The organism is Pseudomonas sp. 11/12A, assembly GCF_000800055.1.
Classification (GTDB): domain Bacteria; phylum Pseudomonadota; class Gammaproteobacteria; order Pseudomonadales; family Pseudomonadaceae; genus Aquipseudomonas; species Aquipseudomonas mohnii.
In genome coordinates this window covers 6,081,651-6,100,092 of sequence record NZ_JUGV01000001.1, presented here as the reverse complement: position 1 = coordinate 6,100,092, position 18,442 = coordinate 6,081,651, and the positions used below count along the sequence as shown (strand labels likewise).

14 protein-coding genes are annotated in these 18,442 nt (G+C 59.2%); 6 read left to right on the top strand and 8 right to left on the bottom strand.

Translation table 11 applies throughout. The annotated features are described in order from the left end of the window. The first annotated feature begins 191 nt into the window (after positions 1–191). Both GQ39_RS27865 and GQ39_RS33440 read left to right on the top strand, forming a co-directional pair. Complete coding sequence (locus GQ39_RS27865) at positions 192–1,319, top strand: sensor histidine kinase (RefSeq protein ID WP_047536875.1); 1,128 nt, start codon at positions 192–194, stop codon at positions 1,317–1,319. A gap of 108 nt (positions 1,320–1,427) precedes the next feature. Continuing rightward, positions 1,428–2,351, top strand: coding sequence for an RHS repeat-associated core domain-containing protein (locus GQ39_RS33440; RefSeq protein ID WP_081997988.1), 924 nt, complete (start codon positions 1,428–1,430; stop codon positions 2,349–2,351). Positions 2,352–2,413: 62 nt separating this feature from the next. Here GQ39_RS33440 and GQ39_RS27855 read toward each other — a convergent pair whose 3' ends face one another. Then, the gene (locus GQ39_RS27855; protein WP_047536870.1) at positions 2,414–2,719 is read right to left on the bottom strand and encodes a chaperone modulator CbpM; all 306 of its coding nucleotides are present in this window, start codon (positions 2,717–2,719) and stop codon (positions 2,414–2,416) included. 23 nt (positions 2,720–2,742) lie between these two features. Beyond that, positions 2,743–3,687: a DnaJ C-terminal domain-containing protein gene (locus GQ39_RS27850; RefSeq protein WP_047539226.1), complete on the bottom strand. Its 945-nt coding sequence runs from the start codon at positions 3,685–3,687 to the stop codon at positions 2,743–2,745. A gap of 297 nt (positions 3,688–3,984) precedes the next feature. Between GQ39_RS27850 and GQ39_RS27845 the strand changes: the two genes are divergently transcribed. Continuing rightward, entirely contained in the window at positions 3,985–5,250 is a 1,266-nt protein-coding gene (locus GQ39_RS27845) for an Hsp70 family protein (RefSeq protein WP_047536869.1), read from the top strand. 212 nt (positions 5,251–5,462) lie between these two features. On the opposite strand, the gene GQ39_RS27840 is transcribed toward GQ39_RS27845, so the two are convergent. The 4 genes from GQ39_RS27840 to GQ39_RS27825 form a co-directional block, all read right to left on the bottom strand. Then, on the bottom strand, positions 5,463–6,476 hold the full coding sequence (locus GQ39_RS27840; protein WP_047536867.1) for an AI-2E family transporter: 1,014 nt from the start codon (positions 6,474–6,476) through the stop codon (positions 5,463–5,465). A gap of 191 nt (positions 6,477–6,667) precedes the next feature. Further along, entirely contained in the window at positions 6,668–6,976 is a 309-nt protein-coding gene (locus tag GQ39_RS27835) for a PsiF family protein (RefSeq protein WP_047536865.1), read from the bottom strand. Between the two features lie 90 nt (positions 6,977–7,066). Further along, complete coding sequence (locus tag GQ39_RS27830; RefSeq protein ID WP_236693123.1) at positions 7,067–11,383, bottom strand: dermonecrotic toxin domain-containing protein; 4,317 nt, start codon at positions 11,381–11,383, stop codon at positions 7,067–7,069. Between the two features lie 215 nt (positions 11,384–11,598). Continuing rightward, positions 11,599–12,381, bottom strand: a complete 783-nt coding sequence (locus GQ39_RS27825; RefSeq protein ID WP_047536863.1) for an AraC family transcriptional regulator — start codon at positions 12,379–12,381, stop codon at positions 11,599–11,601. Between the two features lie 97 nt (positions 12,382–12,478). On the opposite strand from GQ39_RS27825, the gene GQ39_RS27820 reads away from it, so the two are divergent. Further along, positions 12,479–13,366, top strand: coding sequence for a DMT family transporter (locus GQ39_RS27820; RefSeq protein WP_047536860.1), 888 nt, complete (start codon positions 12,479–12,481; stop codon positions 13,364–13,366). A 90-nt stretch (positions 13,367–13,456) separates the two neighbouring features. On the opposite strand, the gene GQ39_RS27815 is transcribed toward GQ39_RS27820, so the two are convergent. Both GQ39_RS27815 and GQ39_RS27810 read right to left on the bottom strand, forming a co-directional pair. Continuing rightward, positions 13,457–14,347, bottom strand: a complete 891-nt coding sequence (locus GQ39_RS27815; RefSeq protein ID WP_047536857.1) for an esterase/lipase family protein — start codon at positions 14,345–14,347, stop codon at positions 13,457–13,459. Positions 14,348–14,558: 211 nt separating this feature from the next. After that, positions 14,559–16,634: an AsmA family protein gene (locus tag GQ39_RS27810; protein WP_047536854.1), complete on the bottom strand. Its 2,076-nt coding sequence runs from the start codon at positions 16,632–16,634 to the stop codon at positions 14,559–14,561. Positions 16,635–17,010: 376 nt separating this feature from the next. Between GQ39_RS27810 and GQ39_RS27805 the strand changes: the two genes are divergently transcribed. Both GQ39_RS27805 and GQ39_RS27800 read left to right on the top strand, forming a co-directional pair. Continuing rightward, the gene (locus GQ39_RS27805; protein WP_047536851.1) at positions 17,011–17,466 is read left to right on the top strand and encodes a hypothetical protein; all 456 of its coding nucleotides are present in this window, start codon (positions 17,011–17,013) and stop codon (positions 17,464–17,466) included. A gap of 170 nt (positions 17,467–17,636) precedes the next feature. Next, positions 17,637–18,269: a TetR family transcriptional regulator gene (locus tag GQ39_RS27800; RefSeq protein WP_047536848.1), complete on the top strand. Its 633-nt coding sequence runs from the start codon at positions 17,637–17,639 to the stop codon at positions 18,267–18,269. The last annotated feature ends 173 nt before the right edge of the window (positions 18,270–18,442 follow it).

Below are 18,442 nucleotides of genomic sequence, written 5' to 3'. Positions count from 1 at the left end.
AAAAAAAGAGCAAATTCCTGCTGGACCACTCCATAAAACAGGTGCAAACGGGTCGAAAATCAAAGAGCTATCGATAGGTATGTACCGCCACAAATGCGCTGGGTCATGCCGTCGCATCAGCGGTCGTATTTTTCCCGCCAAAGAGACTAATATTCGAATCGCTGTCCCCGATTCATGCTCAGGTAACCACCATGCGTCTTTCCGAATTCATCGCCTTGAACGTTAATCGAATCGTCGATGAGTGGGAGCATTTCGCCAAAACCATCACCCCGGCCGCGCATTCGATGGATAGCGTCTCGCTGCGCGACCATGCGAAGTCGATCCTGCTGGCCGCGGCCAGGGACATGACAAAGCCTCAGACCCCCAGCGAACAGGCGGCCAAAGCCCGCGGCGAAGGGCCGGAAAAAACCCCAAGCCTGGATGAGGCCGGCGCCAGTCATGGCGAATTGCGCCACAACGTGGGGTTTGATCTGGTGCAGATGACCAGCGAATTTCGCCATTTGCGCGCCACTGTGATTCGTTTGTGGGTCGGCAGCCTGGACAGCCCCAACCTGGCTTACTTCCAGGACATGATTCGCTTCAATGAAGCCATCGACGAAGCCCTGGCCGAGTCCACGGCGGCCTATGCCGAACAAGTCAATCGTTCACGGGACATCTTTCTGGCGATTCTCGGCCACGACCTGCGCGCGCCGCTGCAAGCGGTGAGCATGTCTACCGAACTGCTGATGCGCAAAACCACACTGGAGGGCGATGCCCTGGCCTGCGCGTCCCACATCCAGCGCGGGACGCGCCATATGGCGGTGATGGTCAGCGATTTACTGGAACTGGTACGCAGCCGCCTGGGGCGGAGCCTGCCGATCGAACCGGCGCCCATGGACATGGCCGAAGCAGCACACGCGGCGATTGCCGAAGCCTGTGCGGGCAATCCGGAGTGCGATCCGACGCTGCAAGTGCTGGGCGACGCTCGTGGTAACTGGGATCCGGGGCGCATCGCTCAGATGTTGCAAAACCTGATCGGCAACGCCTTGCAGCATGGTTCGAACAAACGCGACGTAATCGTGACCCTCAAAGGCGAGCCGCTCTCCGTTCGTCTTACCGTGCACAATTTCGGAATACCCATCCCCGAAGACGCTATCGCCACGATTTTCGATCCACTGGTGCGCAACGCCGACGAAGAACTGGGCCAACCTTCAACCAGCCTGGGTTTGGGGTTGTTTATCGTCAAGGAGGTGGTGGATGCCCACAAGGGGACGATTGAGGTCAGCTCGAATGAAGTTGAGGGCACGACGTTCACCGTCGTTTTACCAAAGCGCACATAACGTCAGCTTCCAGTCCTATCAGATCTGTTAGTACCGGGCCCCGAATATTGCGAGTACAAAAGGATGATCCGCTTAACGTCAACCTTATGACTCCCAAGGAAGGCCGCCGTGACTCGCTCAGATACCAATGTCCCCAACAACTCGCGTCAGCAACGCACCGTCCTGTTGGCCACCGATCAGAAAAACTCGGCGCTCGCCGATATCGGTGGCGACGGCATCAATCGCATGGCCTACAGCGCCTATGGTTTTCAATCCACCGAACATGAGGTGGACACGCGACTGGGATTCAATGGCCAGTTTCGCGAGGCATTGAACTGGTATTTCCTGGGCAATGGCTATCGCGTCTACAACCCGCGACTGATGCGTTTTCATAGCCCGGACAGTTGGAGTCCGTTTGGGGAGGGCGGTTTGAATGCGTATATGTATTGCGCGGGCGATCCGGTGAATTTTTCGGATCCGACGGGGCATATGCCTATTAATTTTTTAAAAAAAATTAACCTGCCTCGCCATCCTGTAAGCCGAAATGACAGTACGTCCAGCCTGACTCAACTAATCCCTGCCGATGGATCTCCCCTACTAACAAGGGCTGTTGCCCGTCCAGTGGGTTCAGCCAATGGGCCTGCATCAACCAGTCTCGATACTGTCAGCGAACGACCACCCATGCGGAGTTCTGACAGCATGACACCGCGACGGGACCCGACCACTAGAGAATATATCCACAGTACTTTGCCTAGCGGACGACGGTACTTGACTCCGCCGTCATCATCCCCGCTACCAAGAGAGATGATGACTTATGAGGAAATGGCTCAACGACAAGGTCACACTGGAGGGGGCTCGATGCCAGGCCTGGCAAGCCAATCACCTCCTGGCCCACCGGTGGACAGGTCCACAAAGCCGAAGATCCGCAAATCTGCCCAACGCGCTTTGCCTCTTACTCCCGATGATCACGCAATGGGCTTGAGCATGGACTCAACCGGTGAAGTACGTGTGGATTTGAACACTTACAGCCAACACATGAGAAGAAAAACGTAGGGCAGCAACCAGCGTGGACAATTATCCAAGCTCATTGGTTTACGCGTATTCCAAAGCTTGGCCTACTCCACCACCAACCGCCCCAACCGCTGCCGCAACATCCGGTTCTCCGCCCGCAGTTGCTGCACCTCTTCGAGCAGGTTCAGCGCCAGGGCGACGCCTTCCCATTCCAGTTCCAGGTCGCGCCGCAGCTTGGCGGCGCGCTTGGCCAGGGTCAGTTCGTAATCGGTGAAGCGCCAATCCTTGGGCGTGCCCCCTTGGGGTTCGAGGATGCCGTGTTCGACGATTTCGATCACGTAGACGTCCGACAGGTCGGTCGCCTCACAGAATTCGGCCAGGTCCAGTTGAACGATCAGAGGGCTGCTCATTACGGGCTACTCCGGGTCTTGGATCAGAAATTTTCTCTCGGGTCGAACGCGGCTTTTTGCGCCAGTTCCTGCCACAGGGCCTTAATGTCATCGTCCGATTTTTTCGGCATGACGGCCTTCAGTTGCACGAACAGGTAACCCCGCTCGCCCGCCTTGCTCCGCAGGCCATGGCCCTTGGCGCGCATGCGCTGGCCGTTCTGGCTGCCGGCCGGCACCTTGAGGTTGATCTTGCCGGTCAGGGTCGGCACGGCCACTTCGGTGCCCAGGGCCAGTTCCCAGGGAGCCAGAGGCAGCGTGATGATCAGGTTTTCGCCTTCGACATCGAATTTCGGGTGCGGCGCGAAACGGATGGTCAGGTACAGATCGCCATTGGCGCCGCCACCGACACCCGGCGCGCCCTGGCCCTTGAGGCGAATGCGCTCGCCGTCGGTCACGCCGGCGGGGATCTTCACGTTCAGACTTTTAGTGGTATTGCTGACGTGCTGGCCGGCGGCGTTGTACTGCGGCACCTGGAAGGTGACCTTCTTCGACTCGCTCGAAAGGGTTTCTTCCAGAAAAATCGCCAGTTCCATTTCCACGTCCTGTCCTCGACGCCCGCTGCTGCGACGCGACTCTGCCCCGCCAAAGCCGGGGCCACGGTTACCGAAGATCGAACTGAAGAAGTCCGAAAAATCGCCAGTGTCCTGACCGCCGCCACCGAAACCGCCACGGCTTTGCCAGCCTGGCGGCCCCTGGAACGGTTGACCATGCTGGCCATAGCGGCGCAAATCGTCGTATTCGGCGCGTTTGTCGGCGCTTTTCAACGCCTCGTAGGCCTCGGAGACATCCTTGAACTTGGCCTCGGCGTCCTTTTCCTTGCTGACGTCGGGGTGGTATTTGCGCGCCAGCTTGCGATAGGCGGCCTTGATCGCCTTGTCGTCTGCGGTCGGCTCCACACCGAGAATCTTGTAATAGTCTTTGAAGTCCATCGTGGGAATCACCATCCGTTATCGAAATCGCGCCACCTGACACAGCATGCGCCTTATTTGCCGCACAGAGTTTGACCGATCTCAAGTTTGTGACCGGGCAGCGCTTCATAAGTTTATCGGCAGCCGGAGGGGCTTCTTGCGATTGCCCTGCGGCTGTCCGGTTGATGCAGGGTAGTTTGGGGGTGATCGCGCCTCTTTCAAGCGGTTGATCGGCAGAATTAGCGGATGGTCGGCCTTCGATTCTGTGCCGCACTGACATACACTGCGCGGCCGTTTTTTAACCGGAACTTGAAAGACATGAAAAACGCATCTCCAGCCCGTGCCTGTGGCATCGACTTTGGCACGTCCAACTCCACCGTCGGCTGGCTTCGCCCTGGCATGGAAACGCTGATCGCGCTGGAGGACGACAAGATCACCCTGCCTTCGGTGGTCTTCTTCAACATGGAAGAACGTCGCCCGGTGTACGGCCGGCTGGCGCTGCACGAGTACCTGGAAGGCTACGAGGGGCGCCTGATGCGCTCGCTCAAGAGCCTGCTGGGTTCCAAGCTGATCAAGCACGACACCAGCGTGCTGGGCACGGCGATGCCGTTCAAGGACCTGCTCGGACTGTTCATCGGGCAGCTGAAAAAGCGTGCCGAGGCTGCCGCTGGTCGGGAATTCGAAGAAGTCGTGCTGGGTCGCCCGGTGTTCTTTGTCGATGACGATGAAATGGCCGACCAGGAAGCGGAAAACACCCTGGTGGACGTCGCCCGCGCCATCGGCTTCAAAGACGTGTCCTTCCAGTACGAACCGATTGCCGCGGCATTCGACTACGAGTCGACCATCGAAAAAGAAGAGTTGGTGCTGATTGTCGACATCGGCGGTGGTACTTCGGACTTCTCCCTGGTGCGCCTGTCCCCGGAACGTCGCAACCACGACAACCGTCACGACGATATCCTGGCCACCGGTGGCGTGCACATCGGCGGGACCGACTTCGACAAGCAACTGAGCCTGCAGGGCCTGATGCCTCTGTTCGGCTACGGCAGCCGGATGAAAAGTGGCGCCTACATGCCCACCAGCCACCACATGAACCTGGCGACCTGGCACACCATCAACTCGGTGTACTCGCAAAAGTCGACCCTGGCGCTGGGCAGCATGCGGTATGACATCGAAGACACCGGTGGCATCGATCGCCTGTTCAAGTTGATCGAACAGCGCGCCGGACACTGGCTGGCCATGGAAGTGGAAGAAACCAAGATCCAGCTGACCCATGCCCACAGCCGCCACGTCGCGCTGGACCGCATCGAACCCGGCCTGAGCGTGGAATTGAGCCGTGCACTGTTCGAGTCAGCCATCGAGAACCTGCTCGAGCGCGTGCGCGACAGCGTGACCCGGTTGCTGGCGGACGCCGATGTGCGGGTCGATCAGGTGGACACCGTGTTCTTCACCGGTGGTTCGAGCGGGATTCCGGCCCTGCGCAACAGCGTTTCGGCGATGCTGCCGAATGCGCGGCACGTGGAAGGGAATATCTTTGGCAGCATCGGCAGTGGTCTGGCCATCGAGGCCGCAAAACGCTATGGCTGAGGAGCAGCTTCAAGCTTCAAGCTTCAAGTAAAAGCAGGACGGTGTTCGCTCTGGGTTCTTACTTGCAGCTTCAAGCTTCAAGCTTCAAGCTTCAAGCTTCAAGCTTCAAGCTTCAAGCTTCAAGCTTCAAGCTTCAAGCTTCAAGTAAAAGTAGGACGGTGTTCGCTCTGGGCTCTTACTTGCAGCTTGAAGCTTGCAGCTAATAGCTACCGTCAAACCATCCCTACCTGCTTCAACTCGCTCTTCAGATACGCGTAATAAATCGGCCCTGCCACCACCCCAGGCAGGCCGAACGCGGCCTCGAACACCAGCATCGCCAGGAGCAACTCCCAGGATTTGGCACTGATCTGTCCGCCGACAATGCGCGCATTGAGAAAGTATTCGAGCTTGTGGATAAAGATCAGATAACCCAATGCCGCCACGGCCACCCAGATCGACAGCGACAGGCCGACGATGGTGATCAGGGTGTTTGACATCAGGTTGCCGATCACCGGCAACAGTCCCAACAGGAAGGTCAGCACGATCAGGGTTTTGGTCAGCGGCAGCTTGATGCCGAACAGCGGCAGGATCACCGCCAGAAAAATCCCGGTAAAGAATGTATTGAGCAGGGAAATCTTGATCTGCGCGAACACGATGTTGCGGAATGCCTGGACCAGCAGGTGCAGGCGATCAAACAGCGCCGCGGCCAATGGCTTGCGCTTGGTCAGATCCGGAACGCGCTGCAAGGCAATGATCGCACCCAGCACCATTCCGATCAGCAGTGTCACAAACATGTGCGCCGCGTCTTTGCCCACCAGTTGCAAGTCGCTGAGGTGCTTGCTCATCCACTCGCCAATCGCCACGCGAAACTCGGCGGCGCTGGCCGGCAGGTAAGCGTCGATGAACGGCGGCAGCTGTCCGCGAGCGCGGTCGACAACGTGCATGAATTTATCGAGGGAAGCGCCTGGGTTTTCCGCCTCGTGCAGCAGAAAACTGATGGCGCCGGCGAAGATCAGCGTCAGCACACTGACCACTAATGTCCCCAGCAACGCCACGGCCAGCCAGCGCGCGCGCCGCCCTTCGATCAGCCGCTGCAGCTGCGGGGTGAGCATGTTGACCAGTTCAAACACCAGCAACCCGGCCAGCAGGCTGGGCAGCAACCGCAACGGAATCACCAGCAGCAGCCCGCCGAAAATGATGACCCAGCTGATGACCAGCAACACTTGACGCTGAGAAAACGTTGGCATACAGCCTCAAAACGAACGGCGTAAAAGGATGGGCAGTCTGCCAGCGATCCGGTGGCAGCACTAGAGATTGTGTGGGACGACCTTGGTGGTGCGGCGTTCGGTTATTTTTCTGCGGCCGTACCGGCCCCATCGCAGGCAAGCCCGCCATGAGGCCCGAACAGTCACCGCAGGCCCGCGCCCCGGCCCATGACTCATTTTTTCTTCAGGCAATCGCTCATGAACGCCTTGCGCGCGTCACCCTTGAGGGCTTTGGTGGTGGCGTCGGCGTTACAGGTTTTCATCTTCTCTTGCTGAGGGGTCAGGGCTTTGCCGGCATCGTTGGCCGCTGGAGCGGCTTTCAGACAATTGCTCATGAAGGCTTTGCGCTCATCGCCCTTGAGGCTTTTAGCGGTAGCGTCGGCATTGCAAGTGGTCATTTTGTTCTGTTGTTCAGTGGCCGCGAAACCCTGGGAACAGAGCAGCAAACCGATCATCAACAAGGGGACACGCACTATCTTCATGGAGTTTTCTCCTTGTCGCCGCATCGAGCGATGCAGCCTCCCCGAGGAGTGTAGTCAAGCCTTGTTACACCTTCCTCCAGACATAAACGATCATTGCCCCGCAGATTCGATTGCGGCCTCTTCGGCCAAAAGATCCTTGAAGGCCAGGTTATAGCCTTCCCAGGCCGAGATGCGATTTTCGATCACTGAGACAGGCACTCGCTCGAACGACACCCCGACTTCTCCCGGCAGACTGTACTGCGTGCCCAGCGCCTTTACAGACGTGAACTGGGTGAAAGCCCCCGACTTATACAGTTTGTTGATTTTTATCTGCCGGAAGGTGTTGCTCTGCGAAACCTCCGGCAACGCAGCCCGGCCAGCCGGCACATCGTTGATAAAGGCAAATTCCGCGCTTGCCGGACCTGGCTCAAGGGTTTCAATGGGCGGCAGTTCGAACTGGAAACAGCCGTTGTCCGCCGTATGCGCGGCCGGGAACTCCGGCCACGAATCGGCAACGACCAGTTGCTTGAGATTGGTCAAGTCATCGCCGATCACCACGTACTGATGATCGAATGCGGTGGCTTTGACGAGGTGGATCCGGGAGGTTCTCGGTTGGCTGGCCAACAACGCAAACGTCACCTTGGAATTTTCCGAGCAGTTACCCCCCTTGATTTCAATGGCTTTACGCGCATGTTCGGCAATGGTCATGCGTGCGGTGAACTCCCCTTCGTGAAGATCCAGCCCTCGCAGCCCCTTGATTTTCGCGATCGCTGAACCGCCGTTTTCCCAGATGCTCACCAACTGGTTGCCCGACAGAGGCAGCAGTTCCTTGGTTCGATAGATGGCGCGCTGTGCCAGTTGCAAGTCAGCCATGACCTGGGGCGTCACTTCAGTCGGCTGGGCTGCCGTCGTGACGTCTGATATCAAATCGTTTGCATAGCTTTCCAACGGGGCCCATCGCTCGCTGGACGTCGGCATGTAGTCCCTCACGGCACGTTGCAGAGCCTGATACTCATCCAGACGCCCGGTTTGCTCGAGATTGCGCGCGAGGGCACCCAGATTGCGCTCGGATTCCGTAAGCGCCACCAACCCATCCTCGGGGAACAATCGCTCGATCAATGCCAGATACTGTTCGGTCGACATCAGATTCTTGAGATCAGGCAACACTTCAATACTTTGTACGGTTCTCAGATTGGCCTCGGCGCTCTCGCCGTTCGCCTTGGCAAGTCCATCCCAGAGTAAGCCCTGGCAATCGAGGTACAAGGTGTCGACCATCAGCTTGAGGCCGCGCAGGAAGTTGTATCGTTCAATCGAGGGAACGCTCGGATGGAACGCTCCGCTGACGAATTCCGGAAATTCTTTCTCGACCGTTTGCAACTGCGCGAGTTCGCCCGCCTGCGTGGGGGCTCCGCCACGCAGACGCATGATTGTCGGATCGAATGCCGCGCTTTTCAGCTCCGGCAAATCGGAAAGGACGCTTAACAGCCTGTAGGGTTTCAGGGCATTGTCGCGCAATGTCGCCTTCAGGACCGGGCCCTGGCCGATCTGAATCTGCAATGCATTTCGCTCGGCATCGGGTAGCGCCTGCAGGATCGAGGTAAACAAATCAGCGCCTGAATGCAGGACGTTCCCCTGCTCGTCGCACGCCTGGAAAACGCCGCTGTCGCTCATGACCAGCGTACGTCTGATCCCAGCGTCATCAGGACCGATGCTGTCCAGTTTTTGCCCGTCGAAGCGGTAGTGACGCAGCTCGATCCTGACATCGGCATTCCAGCCAGGCAGGTTTTCCAGGGAATGCAACGCCAGGGCGTCGAAGTCCGGATTGTCGACCGACTCCAGGTAAAAGCCCTCGTACGCACGGCTGATCCGCACGTCCCTGAGCGCCCAACGGGCCAAGCCTTCAAGCCGCTGGGGAAGCTTGCGCAGTTTGAGCGCCTGCAGCTCATCCGGACGCGCCTGCAGCACCAGCTCCTGTGCGACGATACCGGGCAATCCGACGACCTCGTCCTGGATGAACCTCGCCTCGGCACTGACAGCGCGCTCGACGCTTCGGTAACGCCTGTCGAACAACGAAGCCTTGCGCTGTTGCGCCCGTTTCGCGAGCTCCCCCCTCAAACGCTCGGCATTGCGCACGCGATCGCCGACCGGTGCATCGGGCTCATCACCCAGCAGTTGACGGGTCTGGGCGTCATCGAGCAACAACAGCAGAACGTCGATCAGATCCGTGTCCGCCAGTTGATCCGTCGGGAAAGACACCGGTTCTTCACCGGCCCCGATGCTGTACAACACACGGCCGTCGGCGCCCTTGAGCTCGATCGCCCTGCCGGGCCACATGCCATCCAGCAGTTGAAACTGCCAGAGCGGATCGGCCTGCAGATAATCCTGAGCGCGGGCACTGCCGATGTTGCGGATGAAGGTGTCGATGTCCCGGTCGATCCTGAATCGGGTCACCGTATCGCTCAGCAAAGGGATTGCGCGTTCGTTATCGGCGTACATGCGTACAAGCGCGCCGATGTCCGCACGGCTGACGGTGCGGATGTCACCGAGCCTGTCCGTCAACCCCTCGACCGACGGGCCGAGTCGCTTGATCAGCGTATCGGCATCCCAGGCATGGGGTTGCTCGCCCTCGATCACAAAAGCCCCCGTACCGTTAGTCTTCGCCACCGGCTGATAGGCCTCGGGGCGGGTCGGATGCTGGACGCGGTGCTTGCCGGTGCGCGAATCGACCTTGAGTTCGAAATGGCGATCATCCAGCGGCAAAATCTGCCGGCCCTGGTGCTGATGCAGGCCATGGAGGTCAGGTTTGGAGTCCGCCGCCAGGCGCAGATTCTGTTGCTGGTAGGGCTGCAGATTTTGCCCCCATAGCCGCTGTTCACCGTTTCTCAGCGTGACGGGGCGGGCCCCTTCGAGAAATGACGACAACCTGGGCTTCAGCACTTGGGTGGCGATAACCCCTCCCGCGGCAAAGGTGCCCAACTGAATCAGGTTTTCAGCGACCCCAACCAGATGCTCCGCGGCTTCCACATACTCGCCCTCGGCAAGCTCCACGACACCTTCCACGACCCCGTCGACCAGTTGATAGACGACGTACCCCAACATGAGCTCGCCCAGCACCGGCACAAACGGGGTGGCGACGAACAGGGCCACTTGCAGGATGTCGGTGAGCATTTTTTCCAGGTTTTCAATCCAGGCCCAGCGCGCGGTACTGTCCGCATCGGCGCTGGACACGGCCAGCGCGCGCCCGTCGGAAAGGATCTTGTCCACCTGCCGCTGATAGAGATAAGACCACAGGTCGCCGTTATAACGGTTGGCGGTGTCGCTTTCGAACGACACGGTGGTCAATCGCAAGTCAGGGCGTTCAACCCGGGTTTCGCGCCAGGCAGGCAAATTGGAGCCAGGCTGCGCACCGTGATAGGTGACTTCCCACAATTTCGCCTTGAGCGCGGCGAAGAAATGACCGCGCTGGGCATGGTCCACGAATCGACTGAAAAACGCCTGATACGTTCGCCGGGATGAAGGGGGCGCCTGATCATCGCTCTGTAGCTGGCGGGTCAGCTCACGCACGAAATCGACCGACGAGGAATACTCCTTCAGTGGATGCTCTGGATCGTGCGGCACATAAGCGATAACGCGGCGGACATTGGCATTAGGCGTGTCGAGATCGGCGGCGATCAGCACAATCCCGGTCAGACGGGTGCCGAGCATGTTCAAGTGATAGAAGCGTACCGGCGAGCCATCAAACACCAGCCCCCGCTTGCCCAGGGCCAGGTTCAATACCGTCAGGTACGCCTCGGTCCCGATGTCTTTTTTCATCAATGCCAAATGAGCTGCGGCTTTCATGGCGCTCTGCTGGCTGGCGACAATACGCTTTTGCAGCAACGCCCGGGCCATGGCCTCTTCGGGCAACAGGTAACTTTGCAGATAGGTCTGATAGCGGGCGCCGATATCCAGCGTTCGGCAAAGTGCCTTGAACTGTTGGACCGTTATACCTAACTTCTTTATTTCAAAGCGATCGGCTGCGTCAGGCTTTGTGATAAATGCAGAGTCGGCGGTAAACACTTCGCCTTCGGCAAAGTTGTGCAGCGATGCATCGAGTAAAGAAACCGTTCGACTACTGACACTACCTGTAATGTTAAAGGACCAGGCCGATGTTTTGGCCGGGTAATACAAGCGCAGAAAAGTTTCACGAACATCCAGTCGCAGACCGTACTGGTCATTGAGGGCACGGGTCAGCAGTGGCTGGGCGAAGGACACCACATCTTGCAGCTTCCCCAGCATTCGATCGACTGTATTCTGCGCCTGCCAACTGGCCTGCATGGCACCTTTCGCGGCCAGATGTTCCAGGTAGGTTGCCGCTTTGCTCCATTCGGGAAGCACTTTGGGAGTGGTGCGCAAATCCGCGATTCGCTGCAGCGAGGCATTGGTCATCCAGTCGGGAATCACGCTTTTTATAAAAACCGAATGAATACTTTCCCGGCGCTCAATATCGGAAGTTTCCGAAGCACGTTCAGAATTAATTATTAAGTCATTCACAATAGTTACCCACAAACTTATACAAAGAGCGTCGAAGCCTACAACGCCTCAATCCTGCCCCCGTGAAGCTTGTTTCGGATAATGCTGTATGAAACATCTCAACAAGTTGGTTAAAACATCTTATTGCGCCGATAGTAATCCGGTGTACATCCAGCCTGGCGCTGGAACATCGCGATAAATGCCGAGCCGGTGCTATAGCCCAGGTCAAAGGCGATTTCCTGAATGCTGCGGTGGCTGTCCAGCGCCTCAATCGCCGTCAGAAAGCGCAAACGCTGGCGCCACTCGCCGAAACTCATGCCCAGCTCGCGGACAAACTGCCGCGCCAGGGTGCGTTCACTGACATGAATGCGCCCGGCCCAATCCGCCAGTGGCCGATTATCCCCGGGATCGGCTTGCAGCGCTTCGAGTATGCCCAGCAGCCCGGGCGTGCTGGCGTAGGGCAAGTAACACTCATGCACCGGCGCCTGTTGCAACTGGTCCACCAGGATCTGGGCCAGACGTTTGTCGGCCTCCCGCTCGGGGATCTTCACGTCCCGGGCCGCGAAGTCCTTGAGGATCGCCTTGAGGATGTCGCTGATGGCCAGCGTGCAAGCCTGCTGTGGCAGATCGGCACAAACCGTCGGCGCCAGGCATACGGCACGGTAATTGATCGGCTGATGGCTGTAGAAACTGTGCTCGACTTGCGGCGGCACCCACACCGCATATTGCGGCGGCGACATGAAACGGTTGCCGTCGACATCCATATGAAGCACCCCGTGGGCCGCATACTCCAGCGTGCCCCAGGGGTGGCGGTGCGGTGCGGCGAATTCATGGGTATCGAAGTCGGCGTAGCGGAAGTAGACCGCTGAAGGCAGTTCGCTGAAATCCAGCAGGTCGATGTGTTTTCGGTTCATGCTGTCCGGAATCAGGGGCGGGTTGTCTGGATCGAAGTATAGGCTTGCATCCAGACAGGGGATAATCACCCTTCATTAACGTTCTGGTTTTTCCCTGATGCAATACGCGTATCCCCTGCTGGCCATCTTTATCTGGGCCGGCAACACCGTGATCACCAAAATGTCGGCCGGGGCGATCTTCCCCGCCGAGATCGGCTTCTACCGCTGGCTGCTGGCCGGACTGCTGTTCACCCCCTTCATGCTCAAACCGGTGATCGCCCATTGGCCGGCGATCCGCCCGAACCTGGGCAAGATCTTTGTCCTCGGCGTGCTCGGCATGGCGGTTTACCAAAGCCTGGCGTACTTCGCCGCAGGACTGACCTCGGCCACCAACATGGGCATCATCCTGTCGTTGATGCCCTTGATGTCACTGGCCATGGCGATCATCAGCCTCGGCCAGCGCCTGACCATCGGCGCACTGGCCGGAGCGGTGCTGTCGTTTGCCGGGGTATTGGTGGTGATCTCGTCCGGCAGCCTGGGCGTACTGCTCGAGCATGGCGTGAACCTGGGCGATGCGATGATGCTGATCGCCACCCTGGCCTACGCGATCTACAGCACGTTGCTGAAAAAATGGCAGCTGCGCTTGCCGCCCTTGGTGTTGCTGTACTTGCAGGTACTGGTTGCGGTGGTGGTGCTGTTTCCACTGTTTCTCGCCTCACCGAAAGTCGGCCCGACTTTGCAGAATATTCCGCTGGTGCTGTACGCCTGCCTGCTGGCCTCGATGGTCGCCCCCCTGGCGTGGATGCAGGCCGTGGTGCGCCTGGGACCGAGCCGGACCACGTTGTTTTTCAACTTGCTGCCGTTGATCACCGCGCTGATTGCGGCGGTGGTATTGCATGAGCAGTTGGCGCTGTATCACTTGGTGGGCGGCTTGTTGACCTTGGGTGGGGTGATTCTTTCCGAGCACTGGACTACGGTGTTGGGCCGCAAGACAAGCGTTGCCTGAACTGGCCTCATCGCGGGCAAGCCACGCTCCCACAGGGATCGCGCCATACCTGTGGGAGCGTGTCTTGTCCGCCAGGAACAAGAACGCGGTCTAGAGACCTGCCGCGTTCAACCGGGCCGCATGTTCGACAAACAACCGGATCGGCTCGGCCTCCTTGCCCACCCACCCCCAGGGCTGATTGACGATGTCGAAATGGTTCAGCGGAAACTCGTCGCCAATCACCCTTCCAAGGTGCGAGCTGTAGCGCCCGACCATCCCGTCGCAATACCCGGATTCGCGAACGAAGGTTTTGGCGAACAACCGGCAACTGCGATGGGTGCCATCAAGCGGATTGCGCCCCCGGTCGGTCTTGCCCGGTTGCAAGGTTCCGGACCAGGAGTAATAACGCACGCCGTTGACCTCTTCCGGTCCGTGCCCGCCCCAACACTCGGGCAAGCCTTGTGGATAACGTTGATTGAACAACGCCACGCCTGCGCTGGTGAGTGAATGGTGGGAGGCATGGATATCCACCGGCAGCTTCGGCCCGCGATAGCCGGTTTCGAGCAGGCTCATCAGCGCCGCGACCCACCGTAGCAGGCTGCTCAGCATCCGCCCTCTGACGCTGTCATGGGGATAGTGTTCGTGCAGGTAGTCCGCCAGCTCCGAGCCGTGATTCGGCCCCGCCACCGATGTGACTGACGCCACCCGGTCAGGGCGTTTGGCGGCGGCGTATCGAGCGGTCAACGAACCCTGGCTATGACCGATCAGGTTGACCTTCTCGGCCCCCGTCTCGCGCAGAATCTCGTCGATCCGCGCCAAGAGTTGCTCACCGCGCACTTCGCTGGAATGCAGCGGCGAAACCTGTACCGCAATCACCACCGCCCCACCCTGACGCAGCGCGGAAATGATGCCGTGCCAATAGGGATAAAGCAGCAACCGGACAAACCCGAGCATTCCCGGGACCAGCACCAGCGGGTAACGCGGAGCGGAATCTTGCGACATGGGCGGACATCCTGATGATCGATGAGGCGATGCAAGGCGCGAAGCAAAGACTCGCCAAGCATCGCCAGCAAAGATGACAACTCATACACCAGTTTATGACATCCACCCTGCTTCAGATCCCCCCGCGACGATCAGCCCGACGAGAGCGACTCGATCACGGGCAGGCAATACTCAGCGGCCGGCTCGCGATGGGGCCCTGATGGACGCCCGATTACCGGGTGGGCTTGACGGTCACCGGGGCCTTGCCCGACTTCATCTGCTCCAGCAGCGGCGCACACTGATTCGGCTCGCCCCCACTCGGGGCCACCAGCGCCAGCAAGCCTGCCGCCGGCGCGGCGATCACGCCCAATGCGACCATGCCGGCGCCGCGCAACATCAACGGCACGGCTTTCACCCCGGCATCAGGCTTGATGAACTTGCCCCGCACGTACAGCGGCGAACGCAACGAAATCAAGCGCCAGCCCTTGGATTCCGGGGTGATGGTCAGGTCCAGTTGCTCGGTTGCCATGTTCGCCGTGCCATCGATGTAGATGATCGCGTTCTCGGTATCGAACACGAACAGCCGAGTGGTGGCCAAGCCGGTCTTGATGTCGAAGTCGGCGGCCGCGCAGTTGATCTTCACCTCCTTGTCGCCAAAGATCCGACCGACCACATAATTACCGACGTTCAACCCGGCCAGCTCCATCAATTCGCGACTGATGGCACCGTCGTTGATCAGCATCTTCAGAGTGCCGTTGGCGCTGCCCAGCAATTTGGCCACCGAGTTGCCGCGACCGGTGATGTCGGCATCGCCATTGAGCTCGCCGAAACTGGTTTTCATCGGCTCGAAGGTCGGGAACAACTGTTTGAGCTTGAACCCCCGGGCCGTGAGTTTGGCCTTGCCTTCCAGCGGCTCGGTCTGACCGTTCAGGCGAATCTGCGCATCCAGTTTGCCGCCCGCCACGCCGAATCGCAGCGGCTCGAGGCTGAGGACGCCATCGGTGAGCACCAGGTGCGTATAAAGATCGTTGAACGGCAGTTTTTCGCTGTGGACGATGCGCTTGCCGGTGAATTCGACATCCGCGTCCATATCGCGCCAACGCTCGGTCTTGAATGCTTCGACCGGCAACACTTTGTCCGCCGGTTGCTTGCTCTCACCACCCCGGGCCTTCTGTTTGGCATTGGAATCAGCACCGATCAGCGGCGCCAGGTCGGCAAACAACAATTGATTGGAAAGCAGCGAGCCGCTGAGTTTCGGCCGAGGCTGGCTGGCGACGTAAGCCAGACTGCCGTGGATGTCGCTGGCGCCGATCTTGCCGTTGAAGTCCTCATAGCGGAACACCGCGCCAGTCGGCTCGTGCAGCTTGGCGATCAAGTGACCGTCGGTGGCGTAAGGCGGTGTGTCCGGCAGGGTCACGCCGGTCAGTGGGTAGAGATTGCCCAGACTGGTGCCGGCCAGTTTCAGACGCAGATCCAGGGCGCCAAGATTCAGCGGATCGGTCAGGGTGCCGGCCAGTTCGACGCTGGTGTCGGCAATCGTTGCCTGTGCCTGGAGCGGAAACGGTCTGGCGGCATCCTGCAAGGCCAGCAAGCCGCCGACCTTGCCCTGACCCGCGAGTTTCTGCCCATGGTATTGGCCTTTGACCTTCAAGGCGAAGGCGTAGTCCTGGGGGGCTGCGCCCTTTTCTTGCGCGGTTTTCGCGGCTTTGTCGCCAACGATCTCGTTGAATGGAATCGGTTTGCCCAGCGGGTCGATCAGCAGGTCGAGTTGAGTCTTGAGGCTCTGGTCATCCAGCGTGACGTGCCCCTTGTCGAAGCCGATCGCGCCGATATCCACCACCCACGGAGACGGTTGGGCATTCGGGTCTTTGGGGTCGAACTTGAAGGTCCAGTTGGCGCGACCGTCGGCCAGACGTTGCAACTCGGCATTGGGCTCAGTGAGGTCAATGCGCGGGATCACCACGCGCTGCGCCAGCAGGGCCAGGGGCGAGATGCGCAGTTCGACACGCTTGAGACTGGCCATCTGCGGCGCTTTCGACCAGTCCGGGTTGCCCAGACTCAGGTCCTCGGCCACCACATGCGGCCAGGGCACCCACGCCCGCCAGCCACCCTCATCGAGTTCACGCCGCCAGACCACCGCCAGGTTGCCGTTGATGGCGAACGGGCGGTGCAGTTCTTCAGAGACTTTGGCATTGAGGGCTGGTTTGATCCGGTTCCAATCGAAGAACACGATGATCAGAACCAGGGCCGCCAGCAGAACAACCAGGCTGACGATGCTCCAGGCGAGAATTTTACGAGTGCGCGTCATTGCACAGGGCTCCTGATACGACTGAGCGCCCCGACCGCGACGCACATGAGAAACGCGGAGCCAGAACCGGCCCGCTATGGAATCTACGACTGAAAAACCACCCGCAGGTTTAATCGAAAAGCCGATTTTGCCGCCATCGCCCCACCGAACGCAGCGCTCTTGCGCCCCCAGCGTTACCTTCCCCGCACTTTTGCGTGGCGCCAGTGAGTCGAAAATACCCACCTCGGTGCACCGCAAAGGCCCGTTTTACAAGGGCTGCAGAGAACAATCAATTCCGTTGATTATTACCATTGCGTTTATGAACTTTTATATCGACTTATCGAGAGTAGCATTGCCTTCGTACCCAATTTATCGCCCTCCTACGGAGCACCCGAACATGAAACGCCAACTTCTGCTTAGCCTGACACTCTCTATGTTGGCCAGCACTGCATTTGCACTGCCGGCCGCCGAGCAAGCCACTCCACAAGTGAAAGACAGCCACTCGGTGTTCAGCCACACCCTCGCCGCTGACGGTTCCGACCGCACTCCTGGTCAAACCCTGGCCGAAGGTGGTAACGATCGCCTGAAAGAAAAAGGTCTGATCACTGAAGATGGCTACGACAAGACCCCTCAGGGCCAAACTGTGGCTGCCGACGGTTCCGACCGTACCCCAGGCCAAACCCTGGCTGCCGATGGTTCTGACCGCACCCCTGGTCAAACCCTGGCTGCCGACGGCTCCGACCGTACTCCAGGCCAAACCCTGGCTGCCGATGGTTCTGACCGCACCCCTGGTCAAACCCTGGCCGAAGGTGGTGGTGATCGTGTGATCGAACGCAACAGCGCTATGAGCTAAGCCCATGGCGGCCGTGAAAAAAGCCCAATCACCCGATTGGGCTTTTGATTTTCTGGCGATTCACCTGATAGAAATCGCCTCTGTGCAATTGATCTCCTCTCGTCGTTCGACGCCAGCAAAGCCGATTTGCTAGAGTGCGCCGCTCTCCTTCTCCAGAAAACGCCCTTGCGATGCTGCCCCGCGCCGAACAGAAGCAACAAACCCGCACTGCCCTCATGGACGCTGCTCGCCATTTGATGGAAGGCGGCCGAGGATTCGGCAGTTTGAGCCTGCGCGAAGTGGCGAAAACCGCCGGGATTGTCCCCACGGGTTTTTACCGGCACTTCGCCGACATGGACGAACTGGGTCTGGTGCTGGTCAGCGAAGTCGGTCAGACCTTCCGTGAAACCATCCGCCTGGTGCGGCACAACGAGTTTGTCATGGGCGGCATCATAGACGCCTCGGTGCGGATCTTTCTCGATGTCGTCAGTGCCAACCACTCGCAATTTCTGTTTCTCGCCCGCGAGCAGTACGGCGGCTCGCTGCCGGTGCGCCAGGCCATCGGCCGCCTGCGCGAGGACATCAGCTCGGACCTGGCCGCCGACCTGTCGTTGATGCCGAAGCTGCAACACCTGGACATCGCCGGCCTGAGCGTTATGGCGGACCTGATCGTCAAAAGCGTGTTCGCCACGTTGCCAGACATCATCGACCCGCCTCTAGAGGCGCTGCCTGCACACCTGACCCCTCAGGCCAAGATTACCCAGCAACTGCGGTTCATCTTTATTGGCTTGAAGCACTGGCAAGGGCTCGGCAGCACTGAATAACCCTGTCGAGCAGGTTCGCGCCCCCAGCAAATCGTCGCGCATTAAATCGGTGCGCTCAAAAAAACAACGCACCAAAATCATCCAAAACCTGCACCAAGACCGACCTCGCCCTCCCTTTCCCACAGGCATTTCCTACAATTCCATCGATTGGCAAGCCCCTTGCTCTAGCCTGA